Source organism: Nitrospira sp. SG-bin1 (assembly GCA_002083365.1).
GTDB lineage: Bacteria > Nitrospirota > Nitrospiria > Nitrospirales > Nitrospiraceae > Nitrospira_D.
In genome coordinates, this window is the sequence record LVWS01000015.1 from 61,858 (window position 1) to 74,283 (window position 12,426).

Sequence of the window (12,426 nt, forward strand, 5' to 3'; positions counted from 1 at the left end):
TCAGGAGATGAATTGAAGATCGTGATGGCAGCTTCCGAGGCCGTTCCCTACGCGAAAACGGGCGGATTAGCCGATGTGGTTAGCGCTCTGGCGATCGAGCTAACGAAGTTAGGGCATCATGTCACATTGCTGTTACCTGGTTACCGAGGCCGCGCAAGAGCGGAGTTCCGTCAACTGGCCATGCGATTTTCTATTCCAGTGAATGGGCAGCTAATAGAAGTAACCGTGGAAGCAGAAAATCTATCGGTGTCGGATGCCGTGCATCAGCTGAGAGTCTTCTTCGTGCGGTACGATCCCTATTTTGACCGACCGGGACTTTACCAACAAGACCATCGCGATTATCCTGACAACCTGGAGCGGTTTGTCCTATTCTCGCGTGCCATCCTCGAAATAGTCCGTGGTTTAATCGAGACTCGCGGGGAAAAGATTGATGTGCTGCACTTGCACGATTGGCAAACCGCTCTGTGCGCCGTGTATCTAAAAACCCTTCCTCACGAGTATAAGGGGCTTGGGCAACTGAAAGTGCTCTTGACTTTGCACAACCTGGGTTATCAAGGAATCTTCCCGGGACAGGAGTTTGTGAAGATGGGGCTTCCCCCGTCGCTGTTCTCCCTAAACGGCCTCGAGTTTTATGGGTCGGTGAATTGCCTGAAGGGCGGTATTATCTTTTCCGATGCCGTTTCCACGGTGAGCCCGACCTACGCGAAGGAAATCATGACCGTAGAACATGGATGTGGCCTTGAAGGTGTGCTGGCAAGCCGTGTGGATGGTGTCAAAGGGATCGCAAATGGCATTGATATGATTGCCTGGAACCCCGCGAATGACTCTTATCTGCCCGCGCAGTATACGATTTCTGATTTGTCTGGAAAACGAATATGCAAGCGAGCGCTCCAACGAGAACTTGGATTGCCGAATCTTGATGTTCCTCTGTTGTCGGTGATCGGTCGATTGACTTTTCAGAAAGGCTTTGATCTGTTGATTGAGGTGATTCCCGAGCTTATGTCTTTGGATACCCAAATTGCCATCCTAGGTACGGGGGATCACCATTTGGAACAACAGTTTATAACAGCTCAGGCCACCTATCCTGATCGCATCGGTCTCAGCCTTGGCTTTGATGAGGGAATGGCGCATCGCATCGAAGCTGGCTCAGACATGTTGATCATGCCATCTCGCTATGAGCCGTGCGGACTGAGTCAGTTGTACAGCCTCCGATATGGCACAGTACCTATTGTGCGCCGTACCGGAGGTTTAGCAGATACCGTCGTTCCTTTTCGTCCGTCAACGATCAAATCTAGACGAGCAACCGGTTTTCATTTCATTGATGCGTCGACAGATTCTCTGCTTTCAGCGCTTTTGCTCTCGCTTCATGTGTACAAAGAGGAAGAGACGTGGGCAGCTTTGATCTATGCGGGGATGAAGACCGACCTGTCTTGGGATCGATCGGCGAAATCGTACGTGGATTTATATCGAGAGTTGCAGAGTCGAAGCAGAACGAGCTAGCGAGTGTTGAAGGAAACGTGGACTCCGTGTCCGAGTCTGGTCAGCAAGGTCTTGGCCTTTAGAACGTAATAAGAGCCTTCTTCCTTATGTAGCTTGATGACCGAAACCAAAAGATCGCGAGCGGTATCCATCTGCCCTTGATTCAGGGCGAGTTCTCCCGTGTGCAGGGCACATGCGGCAGCCATCGCTTCTATATCAACGGCTACCCGACTCGTTGGGTTAGCCACTAGACGTTCGAGGTGAGTTGGCAACGGTAGGATGAATCCTTCATTTTCAGCCACCATTTGGCTAGCTGAGCGTAGTTGCGCCAGGTCTGAAGTTGCCTGGGATAAGTCAAACGTTGATTTGCAATCGGCGTAGGTGTTCCACAGTGACATGAAACCGCTGTTCTTAATTTCTGTTACTTGAGATGAGGGACCGGTTGCACAGCCAGAAGCTAGAAGTGTTGCTGCTAATATCCCAACGACCGGTATTATTCTGAGTTTACTGTAGTTCATCGCATCCTTAGTTACATAAAGAGTACTGCAAATGATAGGCCAGGAAATATATCTAGAAACATGTGGAATATAAAGAAGATTGACGAATCTTCTTCTAAAGTTGTGTGGGAATCCTAACTCACTGTTGCGCTATTGATACAGGATGGGAGCGATAGAATCAGGAAAGCTTTGCGACAAGCGTTTCAGGAGTTCAGGAATTGAAGATTTGAACAAGGATTCCAGTGCGGGTTGTAGCATTGGTCTTTCGCATGATGTGCTTAATATGTTCTTTCACGGTTTGCTCTGTAATCTGGAGAGCATTGGCGATTTCCTTATTAGTCCACCCTTTGGCCAGGTGCTCGACCACTGATTGTTCGCGGTTAGTCAACTGAAAACGTTCTCGAGCATGTTCTGTATTGAGGTTTTGCTTCCTCCCCAACTCTTCCATGGTAACCACGAGTCTGGCATTTTGGACCCCTCCTCGATCCGGCAAACCAAATCCTCTCAGCAGGATTGGTTGATTGGGATCGCCTGTAACACGTTTGAGTTCAAATTGCTCCCAATCCTTGGCTTCCGTGCGTATGTGAAGAGCTTTGATAATCTCCGCACAAAGTTCAGTAAGGGCGGTCGGAAGGACTCCATGCGCAGAAATTGCTGTGGTTCTTCCATGTTCCACTGCGTTGATTTTTTTAGCAAGTTCAGTAGCTTGCCGATTCATGTGAAGAAGTTGCATGGATGCGGATAGCACCACTATGCCTGACCCTGCTCTTTGATCGGCAAGGGCATCTGTTTGATCAATGCCTTTGGCTACTTCAGCCATAATTCTTTACGACGTCACAAGATTGTTGGCGTGGTGCAATGCCAAGCCAAAACAACTATATGGTTTAAAAGCGTCTGGTACCGACACAGGTAACGCAGGAATATTACCTAACCCTTTCGAGGGAGTCAACATATACCTTTGGGAAAGCAGCCTACATCATCGGTATTGCTGACCCTAGAGACAATAAATATATATGATACAGACTGGAACTCTAGAGGTGAGGGTAGTTCCTGTTCACCGTATCGATAGGCCAAATCAGTCTGCCCTATATAGATGAATTCAATTTAAACGGGAAACATTCGAGGCAACGATTTTTTGCCAGAGGGAGGAATGGACGTGACGCCAATGGAATGGGAGTGGCCGATAAAGGATAGTCATGAAAACCATAGTGAGCGGGCAGCGCTGCTCAGACCAATTCTTTATGAGATGACGGCACCAGAAACAGGGAATGATAATCTTGTTAAGGGCGGTAAAGCGTTATCACTGAATATCAGCAGTGGAGGGATGTTAGTACTTATGGACCAGGCTCCATACATCAAACAAGTGTTAAAGGTCTACGTGCCGACCCCCATAACAATAGCTGAAACGCCAACGCTTGCCGAAGTGCGTTGGACGAGAAAGCTTCCGATTGGGGATTCGAACAACCGTGTTACGTATTTCGTAGGACTTAAGTTCATGTTCTAGTTCTCCTGCACATCCCAGCTTGATCTATAAGTAGTGGTTCCGATAAAGATGATAGGTGGTTAGATCATACGTACTGGTACTTTGCACTCAGGATCGCCACTCTTTTCACAATTTGAAGCAAAGATACTCATGGTTGAACAGTAGCGTCCGAGAGGAAGATATCAATTCTACATGTGATTCGGGAAGCATGGAGGGGCCTTGTTAACAGAGTGAAAGTCGGGGTTTCCCACCCATGTCTCAATGGTGCTAAGCGTCGTTCGAGGACATCTTCGAAAAAATGGAAGCCGTCCTGTGGCGACGGATTTTCCACAGCAAGTTGACTTGTGTGAAATAGTTCATTAAAGGTTAAACACCCAGCTATGGGGCGGCGGTAGCCTGTGAAGCTTTGGATCAATCGGAGAGGGCGTAAGTCATGGGAGACCCTATTGCTGTAACCGGAGTGGGTCGTTGCGGGATGCGATGGTATGTATTAAGTACGAAGCCAAACCACGAAAAGCAAGCCGAGCAGAATATTCGGCGTATAGGACTCGAGTGTTTCTTGCCACTTCTGGAGGAACAAAGGGCTATTCGACACAAGGTAAGAACCATAATTGGTCCCCTCTTCCCAGGGTATCTATTCGTCAGAATCAATCTATCCGAACACTATCGAGCTGTGATTTATGCCAGAGGAGTTCGCAGGATCGTGCAATTTGGTGTGACCCCTGTTGAAGTCGATATTGGTATGATCGATGCCATCAAAAGTCGGGTGGCCGGTTCCGAAGAGAGTGTCCTGATAAAACCGAAGGAGTTCAGTGGTGGCGAACTCGTACAAATCAAAGATGGCCTATTAGGAGGACTGGAAGCCGTATTTATGCGAGAGATGTCCGGGCACCAGCGGGCAATGGTGCTTCTACGTACACTCGCGCTTCAGGCGCGAGTTGTACTGGAAATTAATCAACTGGCTCCATATGCTGCAGCATGAGCTCGATAGGTCACATTCTCGGCTCCTTATTTCGAACGGGGCTTTCTCTCAGAGGGTTGGAGGCTCTGACGCACGGAGGTATTGTATATGAAGGCAGTTATTCTCGCGGGAGGATGGGGAACTCGATTGTCCGAAGAGACTACTCTAAGACCAAAACCCATGGTTGAAATCGGAGGGAAACCGATCCTGTGGCATATAATGAAGATTTATGCGGCTCACGGAATAAAGGAATTTGTTATTGGTCTTGGCTATAAAGGTGAGATGATCAAGGACTACTTCCTCAACTTCTATGCGTTCAACAAAGATATTTCGGTCGATCTTGGGAGTGGGAAAACAACCATTCATGATGGGAAACAGCATGAAGACTGGAAGGTGCATCTCGTGGATACCGGTCTACATACTCAGACGGGAGGCCGGCTTAAGCAGTTGGAGAAATGGATAGGCGATGAAACGTTTCTATTTACATATGGAGATGGAGTGTCCGACGTCGATATTCAGGCCACCATCAAGTTCCACAAATCTCATGCGAAGTTAGCCACCGTGACGTCGGTTCTTCCTCCTGCGAGATTTGGACGGCTTGTGTTTGATCGAGATCGTATCATCGAATTCACAGAGAAACCTCATGGCGATGAAGGGTGGATCAATGGTGGCTTCTATGTCCTGGAGCCTAAAGCCATTGATTACATCAAAGGTGACGAGACGGTATGGGAGAGGGAGCCAATCGAACGACTGACGAAAGATAATCAATTGATGGGCTATCGGCATGATCGTTTCTGGTCCTGCATGGATACTCTGAAAGAGAAGAATTACTTGGAGGAGCTATGGCAGTCATCGAAGGCTCCATGGAAGATATGGTAAGATAACCCGACCGTTTTATCTTCTTTCCTCCATCTTGTCACCGTTTGAAGTGACGGACAGAATCTGGGGCTTTCCGGCAGCCGTGATGCCAGGAAGCGAAAGCTCAGAATCGATGTAGCCTTGAGAGCGCTTTAGCATTGAGCGTAGACGGGTAATGCCATCCCGCTTGGCATTCCGAGATGTTTTGCTTTTTCAGGCTGTGTCTGCAGCAAAACTAAATCAGAGGTCTAGCATGAAGATTCTAGTTACAGGCAACATGGGCTATGTTGGCCCATTGGTACTGCGTCGTCTACGAGAATCCCATCCTCATGCAACGCTCATCGGTTACGATATGGGTTACTTTGCACATTGCTTAACGGGTACCCTCCGACTCCCTGAAAGCCGTGCCGACCTGCAATATTTCGGAGATATCCGACAGGTTTCCGAAGAGATCCTGAGAGGAATCGACGCCATCGTACATCTCTGCGCCATCTCTAACGATCCCATGGGTGCGACCTTTGAAAAAATCACCCTCGATATAAACCATCGAGCGAGTATCGATCTTGCTCTGAAGGCGAAGCGAGCGGGAGTTAGAAAGTTTGTGTTCGCATCCAGCTGTAGTGTGTACGGATTCGCTGAAGGCGGTCCCCGCCGAGAGGACGATGCTTTGAATCCCCTTACGGCGTATGCGAAGTCTAAAGTTCAAACCGAGCATGATCTGGCATCGCTTGCATCAGAGACCTTCACGGCAACCTGCCTTCGTTTTGCAACCGCGTGTGGCATGAGTGATCGGTTGCGACTGGATCTTGTGTTGAATGATTTTGTGGCCGGGGCATTGGTATCAAAACGGATCAATATCCTGAGCGATGGGACGCCGTGGCGTCCCTTGATTCATGTCAAGGACATGGCAAGAGCGATTGATTGGGCAGTGCGGCGCGACCATACAGATGGCGGGATATTTCTGACGCTCAATGTGGGAAGCGACGCATGGAACTATCAGGTGAAGGACTTGGCGGCTGCTGTGGCTAACCTTGTGCCAAATGTCGAGATTTCGATCAATAAAGATGCACAACCGGATAAACGTTCATATCGAGTGAATTTCGACAAGTTTTCCAAGCTGGCTCAAGGATTCCTTCCTACGGTTGACCTTCAGGGCGCCGTGAAGGATCTCCGCGATGGACTCGTGTCCATGCAGTTTCGCGACCAAGAGTTCAGAACGGGTGAGTTGATAAGGCTGGTTACGTTGAAACGACTGCGGGAGAGTGGGCAACTAAACGACGAACTTGTATGGAAAGAGCAACGTAGTGGTTGATGCGAACGGTTGTTCCATCGGGTATTGGATCCGGGGAATATTACTTGTGAGTAGGAAGAGAGGTTGATATGGGGCAATCAGGGTGTCGCTCATGCGGTACGATGCTTGAGAAGACGTTCGTCGATCTAGGCATGTCTCCATTGGCCAATTCCTACATCAAGCCCGAACAACTGAACCGCATGGAGCCCTTTTACCCATTACATGTATATGTTTGTGAGAAATGCCTGTTGGTTCAGTTGGAGGAATTCTCCTCGCCGCACGATATTTTTTCGGATTACGCGTACTTTTCCTCGTTTTCAGATTCTTGGCTAGCACACGCTAGAAGTTATGTCGACATGATCGTCGAGCGATTCAAGTTGGGATTCAATTCCCGGGTCGTGGAAATAGCTAGTAACGATGGATATTTGTTGCAGAATTTTGTAACGCGAGGCATCCCCGTGCTGGGGGTGGAGCCTGCCTCGAATATAGCCGAGGTGGCGAAGAAGAAAGGGATTCATACGAAGGTCGCGTTCTTTGGAGAGAAGACCGCCCTGGAGTTAGTGAGTGATGGATGGGGGGCCGATCTGATCGTCGGGAACAATGTACTGGCTCATGTCCCGGATTTGAATGATTTTGTAAGAGGGCTCAAGGTGCTGCTCAAGCCAATGGGTCTGATCACAATGGAATTCCCGCATCTACTCCAGTTAATGCGGCGCAATCAGTTTGATACGATTTATCATGAACATTTTTCCTATTTCTCTTTCTTGTCCGTAGAGCAGGTGTTTGCTCGTCAGGGAATGAAATTGTTCGATGTAGAGGAGCTATCCACCCACGGTGGATCCATTCGAATCTATGCTTGCCACGATGACGATATGTCCAAGCCCATTGAAGCGCGGGCAAAGGAACTGAAATCGCGTGAAGAGAATGCAGGATTGGGTCAACTGAATCACTACCTGTCGTTTGGTCGGCAAGTTGAGGCGACAAAGAGGAAATTACTCTCCTTTTTGATTACGGCCAAGCAAGAGGGCAAACGCGTTGTGGGCTATGGGGCCCCGGCGAAGGGTAATACGCTGCTCAACTACTGCGGAATTGGGACCGACTTCATTGACTACACGGTGGATCGGAGCCCATATAAACAAGGACATTTTTTGCCGGGCGTACATATTCCAGTTTATGAACCGGAACGGGTTCGAAACACACGCCCCGATTACCTCTTGATTCTTCCCTGGAATATACGAGAGGAAGTCATGCAGCAGATGAGTTACATTCGGGAGTGGGGAGGGAAGTTTGTGGTCCCGATTCCTGAAGTGCAAGTGTATCCATGATATTCACGGAAACCGCCCTCCAAGGTGTATTTCAAATCGATCTTGAGCCAATACAAGACGAACGGGGAATGTTTGCGAGGACTTGGTGCCAAAGAGAGTTCGAGGTGCACGGACTTGCGGTTACGTGGGTTCAGTCCAGCATATCGGTGAACACCCATAAAGGCACTATGCGAGGTCTCCACTACCAGGCCGCTCCGAATGAAGAAGTGAAATTGGTCCGTTGTACTGTCGGCGCCATCTATGATGTCATCGTTGACTTGCGGCCCGCATCGCCCACGTATTGTCAGTATGTCGGAATAATGCTGTCGGCTGACAATCGCCGAGCCGTCTATATTCCGAAAGATTGTGCCCATGGATTTCTCACCCTCGAGCAAAACAGCGAAGTGTCATACCATATGTCGGAATTCTTTACACCAGCCAGTTCTCGAGGACTCCGGTGGGACGACCCAGCGTTCAGGATTATATGGCCTGAACCCATCCAGGTCATGTCGGAGAAGGATCGAACATGGCCGGCATTTACCATGAACGTTCCGCTACAAACGTGACGTTTACTGATCAAGCCACCGTGAAACGTGACGGATTAGGACGAGCCATGCATGATCTCATGGCTGAGCTCTACCCGATATGTCGGAGTATTACCGGAAACGGAGTGCGAGAAACTCTTCGAGTGCTTCAAAAGCACATTCCACTTGAGATCCATGAGGTTCCTAGTGGAACGAAAGTGTTCGACTGGACGGTGCCGCCGGAATGGAATGTATCCGATGCCTATATCATGAATCGGGCAGGGGAGCGCGTTGTTGACTTCAACGCTCACAATCTGCACCTGATGAGCTACAGTATCCCCATCCGGAAAAGAATGGGATTGGTTGAACTGAAGCCTCACTTGTTCACTCTTCCGGATCATCCCGAGTGGATTCCTTATCGAACCTCCTACTATAAGGAAAACTGGGGGTTCTGTCTTCGACATGTAGATTACGAACGACTACTTGATGACGAATATGAGGTCGTCATCGATTCAAGTCTTCAACCCGGCGCACTGACCTACGGTGAGTGCTATGTGCCTGGGGAAATCTCGGACGAAATTCTCATCTCGTGTCACGTGTGTCATCCATCACTGTGTAACGATAATTTATCCGGCATCGCCGTAGCCGTGAGACTGGCAGAGGCGATGACGGCTCATCAAAAGCGGTATTCGTATCGATTTCTCTTTATCCCAGGAACGATCGGATCAATTACATGGCTGGCGCTGAATGAACAGAGGGCTTCTTGTATAAAACATGGACTGGTTATAACAGGGGTCGGTGATGCTGGGGATGTGACGTATAAACGAAGTCGTCAAGGGAATGCGGAAATCGATCGGGCGATGGCACATGTGCTGAAGCATTCAGGCAAGCGGTATGCTATTATTGATTTTTCCCCTTATGGCTATGACGAGAGGCAGTACTGCTCGCCGGGATTTGATCTACCTGTGGGATGCTTCATGCGGACACCGCACAGTGAATATCCCGAGTATCACTCGTCTGCGGACAACCTAGACTTTGTGAAGATTGAGTCTCTGGTTCAGTCGTATGGCCGATGTCTGGAGGTATTCGAGGTGCTGGAGGGGAGTCGAACATACATGAATCAGAATCCAAAATGCGAGCCTCAACTGGGTCGGCGAGGGCTTTATCGTACCGTTGCCGGTCAGCAAGAAAAACAATGGACGGAATTGGCTCTCTTCTGGGTCTTGAACGCGTCCGATGGACGCCATACACTACTTGATATAGCAGAGCGAGCCGATCTTCCGTTCAGCAAGATTCAATTCGCAGCCGATGCGCTCTTAGAGGTGGGACTATTGAAAGAATGTCGGAGGCCGGGAAACACTTAATGGAGAAGCGATCATGAACACGATTTATTATGACCCTCCATTCTCGGATGAACGACGCCGCGAAGAGTTATATCAAGGCCAGTTGCTCGTATTCTCTCCGAGAAAGAGCACCCTCGCGTTTATCGAATTTGCCAAGAGGTTGATCAAGGAGGCCTTTGCACCCTATGATCCGGAGACGGCTCAACGGCATCTTCCCGTTGAACAGTACGCCGACCTCCTTGGGAAACTGAAGCCAAATTTCATTCATCATCCCGAATCGAAAGCACTCATGCGGGACATTTTTAATGAGATGGGCTGTGATCTTGAGAAGACATATTTTGATGTTCCGAAGATGCGAAGCTCGACCAGCGATAATTATCTGACGACGGGCATCGCGTATGCCTGGCATCCGCATCGAGATACGTGGTATTCCGCGCCTCCTTGTCAGGTCAATTGGTGGATCCCCATCTATGATATTCAGTCGAATAATGCCATGGCCTTCCACCCGCAGTATTGGAATGTTCAGGTAAAGAACAGCTCCAAGGGGTATAATTACTATGCGTGGAATCAACAAAATCGCGGAGCACATGTCGCCAAATTGCTGAAAGAAGATCCTAGGCCGCTACCGAAACCGACCCAATCGCTTGTGCTCGATCCCCAGATTCGCCTTATCGTGCCTGCGGGAGGCATTATTTTGTTTTCAGCTGCCCAGATGCACTCCAGTGTTCCTAATACGTCGGGGAAAACTCGGTTTAGTATCGACTTTCGTGTGGTGAACCTTGATGATGTGGCGGGAAGGAAAGGCGCTCCCAGGGTGGATGAAGAGTGCACTGGAACCACGATGAGGGACTATTTGAGGGCTAGCGACCTCGCAAATATCACCGACGATCTTGTGGCACTGTATGATGATGAAACTGCTGATGCCGGTGTGCTTTCCTATCAACATAAAGCGGAACAGAGCGCATGATATGTCTGAAGTTTGACTTTGGAGGAACAGATGTGAAGCTGAACCAACCGGCCGAAAGAACCGGTGGCGGTGTTTTCAGCAGCTGAAGAGTTCTTCGACTCATTCCGCTTTCCCGGAGTAAATAAATACTTCCTTTTGGTTGCCGGCCATACGATTGACTGGACAGATCCTTGATGACCTGCATTCGATAACATGAACAGTATGTAAAGTTGTCCGGCTGTACTTTGATGGCAACAAGGTTGATGATTTAACAAAAGGAACCGAAACTATGAAATACCCCCTGTGGTTTCTAATCATTTCACTGGCGCTGGCGGTAGATTCGAGTTCCGGATTTTGTGACTCTGGTTCAGGTAAGACAGATGCCGGTAAAGCCCCGACAGATACCTCCGGATTGCCTGCCTCGACAGCCCAGGCTGAGAAGGCGATCAGTCAGGTGATGATGGATAAGCTGTCGAATGCAGTCGGCAGCGAATATGTGATAGGAGCCGAAGACGTGCTGGATATTACGGTATGGAGGAATCCGGATCTATCGAGGCAAGTGCAAGTGCGTCCTGATGGGCGAATATCAATGCCCATCATTCGCGACGTGGTGGCCGTAGGAAAAACGCCGACAAAATTGGCTGAGGAGATGACGAACAAACTCAAAGAATATGTGCAAAATCCGGTCGTCGCCGTGACATTGAAGGAGGTCAATAGCTCCAACATCTTTCTGCTTGGCGAAGTGGCTCACCCGGGCAAGTATCCTCTAAAGAGCAAGACGACGCTCTTGCAGGGCATCACCATGGCAGGCGGGTTTAAGGAAACTGCGGCGAGAAATCAGATCGTCATATTCCGGTTTACTGAAACTGCCCCGGGCATGAAGCGATTTACTGCCAGTTACGACGACATCGTGCTTCGCAGTGGAATCAGCGACAATTTCGAGCTCAAGCCCGGTGATACACTTGTGGTGCCGAGTGAGTCAATGGTGGTCTTCCCTGGTCGGTAGGGAATACCGGAAAGGATTGCCGTGGACAATTACGCACGATGGACAAGGGTATCTAGGCGGTATCTTCCTGCGATGAAAGCATCGTTAATTGGATTCTTGATGTGTTCTGTTTTTGTCCAAGTTGGTTGTCGGGGACCGGTGACATCGAGGGAATACAAGGCATCCGACGTTCCCACGGAATTCCTTCTGGGTTCTGAGGACCAGATTGAGATCAATGTGTGGAAGAATCCGGATTTGTCCAGGATCACGTTGATACGGCCGGATGGATATGTGTCCATGCCGATCATCGGAGACGTTCAAGCGGCAGGTCTCACGGCGGAGGCGTTGGCCGCTCAGATTACCGAGCGTCTCAAGGGGTACATTCAAAATCCTTCCGTATCGGTGAACGTCAAAGAGCTGAACAGCTATTCGGTATTCGTTTTAGGTGAAGTCGCGAAGCCGGGCAAGTATCAGCTCAAATCGTACGTCACGGTGCTTCAAGCCATTTCCATGGCCGGGGGCTTTACAAACTATGCGAGTAAGAATAGGTTGCAGGTGGTGCGGGTGATTGAAAGCCCCGGTCACAAACGTCAGGAGATCCATATCCCTCTACGGTATGATGACCTTGTCAGCGGTCGTGGCGAGCCGGGGAACATCGTGTTGGCCTCCGGAGACACAGTCGTCGTACCTTGACAGTGGGCATGACATACTGCTGGATCTGGTTTCTCCAATTTCCATGTATGCGATTGGTCGGA

13 protein-coding genes are annotated in these 12,426 nt (G+C 49.4%); 11 read left to right on the plus strand and 2 right to left on the minus strand.

The features are described 5' to 3' along the window. Nucleotides 1-12 precede the first annotated feature (12 nt). Nucleotides 13-1,500, plus strand: coding sequence for a hypothetical protein (locus A4E19_15840; GenBank protein OQW35927.1), 1,488 nt, complete (start codon nt 13-15; stop codon nt 1,498-1,500). Here the strand turns inward: A4E19_15840 and A4E19_15845 are convergent. Both A4E19_15845 and A4E19_15850 read right to left on the minus strand, forming a co-directional pair. Beyond that, the gene (locus A4E19_15845; protein ID OQW35928.1) at nt 1,497-1,997 is read right to left on the minus strand and encodes a hypothetical protein; all 501 of its coding nucleotides are present in this window, start codon (nt 1,995-1,997) and stop codon (nt 1,497-1,499) included. The two genes, A4E19_15840 and A4E19_15845, sit on opposite strands and share 4 nt — an antisense overlap. Nucleotides 1,998-2,187: 190 nt before the next feature. Further along, nucleotides 2,188-2,796 carry a hypothetical protein gene (locus tag A4E19_15850; GenBank protein ID OQW35929.1) on the minus strand — a complete coding sequence of 203 codons (609 nt, stop codon included), beginning with the start codon at nt 2,794-2,796 and terminating at the stop codon, nt 2,188-2,190. A gap of 330 nt (nt 2,797-3,126) precedes the next feature. Here A4E19_15850 and A4E19_15855 point away from each other — a divergent pair, with 330 nt between their 5' ends. From A4E19_15855 to A4E19_15900, 10 genes are all read left to right on the plus strand, one after another. Then, nucleotides 3,127-3,480, plus strand: coding sequence for a hypothetical protein (locus A4E19_15855; protein ID OQW35930.1), 354 nt, complete (start codon nt 3,127-3,129; stop codon nt 3,478-3,480). A 454-nt stretch (nt 3,481-3,934) separates the two neighbouring features. Further along, on the plus strand, nt 3,935-4,441 hold the full coding sequence (locus A4E19_15860; protein ID OQW35931.1) for a hypothetical protein: 507 nt from the start codon (nt 3,935-3,937) through the stop codon (nt 4,439-4,441). Between the two features lie 87 nt (nt 4,442-4,528). Further along, nucleotides 4,529-5,299: a glucose-1-phosphate cytidylyltransferase gene (locus tag A4E19_15865; protein OQW35932.1), complete on the plus strand. Its 771-nt coding sequence runs from the start codon at nt 4,529-4,531 to the stop codon at nt 5,297-5,299. 232 nt (nt 5,300-5,531) lie between these two features. Further along, nucleotides 5,532-6,590 carry an NAD-dependent epimerase gene (locus tag A4E19_15870; protein ID OQW35933.1) on the plus strand — a complete coding sequence of 353 codons (1,059 nt, stop codon included), beginning with the start codon at nt 5,532-5,534 and terminating at the stop codon, nt 6,588-6,590. 68 nt (nt 6,591-6,658) lie between these two features. Beyond that, the gene (locus tag A4E19_15875) at nt 6,659-7,894 is read left to right on the plus strand and encodes an SAM-dependent methyltransferase (GenBank protein ID OQW35934.1); all 1,236 of its coding nucleotides are present in this window, start codon (nt 6,659-6,661) and stop codon (nt 7,892-7,894) included. Continuing rightward, a complete protein-coding gene (locus A4E19_15880; GenBank protein OQW35935.1) occupies nt 7,891-8,439 on the plus strand; it encodes a dTDP-4-dehydrorhamnose 3,5-epimerase in 549 nt (182 codons plus the stop codon). The genes A4E19_15875 and A4E19_15880 overlap by 4 nt, the downstream gene beginning before the upstream one ends. A gap of 47 nt (nt 8,440-8,486) precedes the next feature. Next, nucleotides 8,487-9,761 (plus strand): peptidase M28, encoded by a 1,275-nt coding sequence (locus A4E19_15885; GenBank protein OQW35961.1) that lies wholly within the window; start codon nt 8,487-8,489, stop codon nt 9,759-9,761. Nucleotides 9,762-9,774: 13 nt separating this feature from the next. Further along, a complete protein-coding gene (locus A4E19_15890; GenBank protein OQW35936.1) occupies nt 9,775-10,707 on the plus strand; it encodes a hypothetical protein in 933 nt (310 codons plus the stop codon). Between the two features lie 268 nt (nt 10,708-10,975). Continuing rightward, nucleotides 10,976-11,692: a hypothetical protein gene (locus A4E19_15895; GenBank protein ID OQW35937.1), complete on the plus strand. Its 717-nt coding sequence runs from the start codon at nt 10,976-10,978 to the stop codon at nt 11,690-11,692. Between the two features lie 72 nt (nt 11,693-11,764). Further along, nucleotides 11,765-12,364, plus strand: a complete 600-nt coding sequence (locus A4E19_15900) for a hypothetical protein (GenBank protein ID OQW35938.1) — start codon at nt 11,765-11,767, stop codon at nt 12,362-12,364. Nucleotides 12,365-12,426 lie beyond the last annotated feature (62 nt).

Coding starts and splice junctions, on each gene's coding strand:
- A4E19_15865 (OQW35932.1), top strand. CDS start 4,529: ATGAAGGCAGTTATTCTCGCGGGAGGATGGGGAACTCGATTGTCCGAA.
- A4E19_15855 (OQW35930.1), top strand. CDS start 3,127: ATGGACGTGACGCCAATGGAATGGGAGTGGCCGATAAAGGATAGTCAT.
- A4E19_15850 (OQW35929.1), bottom strand. CDS start 2,796: ATGGCTGAAGTAGCCAAAGGCATTGATCAAACAGATGCCCTTGCCGAT.
- A4E19_15880 (OQW35935.1), top strand. CDS start 7,891: ATGATATTCACGGAAACCGCCCTCCAAGGTGTATTTCAAATCGATCTT.
- A4E19_15870 (OQW35933.1), top strand. CDS start 5,532: ATGAAGATTCTAGTTACAGGCAACATGGGCTATGTTGGCCCATTGGTA.
- A4E19_15875 (OQW35934.1), top strand. CDS start 6,659: ATGGGGCAATCAGGGTGTCGCTCATGCGGTACGATGCTTGAGAAGACG.
- A4E19_15895 (OQW35937.1), top strand. CDS start 10,976: ATGAAATACCCCCTGTGGTTTCTAATCATTTCACTGGCGCTGGCGGTA.
- A4E19_15845 (OQW35928.1), bottom strand. CDS start 1,997: ATGAACTACAGTAAACTCAGAATAATACCGGTCGTTGGGATATTAGCA.
- A4E19_15890 (OQW35936.1), top strand. CDS start 9,775: ATGAACACGATTTATTATGACCCTCCATTCTCGGATGAACGACGCCGC.
- A4E19_15860 (OQW35931.1), top strand. CDS start 3,935: ATGCGATGGTATGTATTAAGTACGAAGCCAAACCACGAAAAGCAAGCC.
- A4E19_15885 (OQW35961.1), top strand. CDS start 8,487: ATGCATGATCTCATGGCTGAGCTCTACCCGATATGTCGGAGTATTACC.
- A4E19_15900 (OQW35938.1), top strand. CDS start 11,765: ATGAAAGCATCGTTAATTGGATTCTTGATGTGTTCTGTTTTTGTCCAA.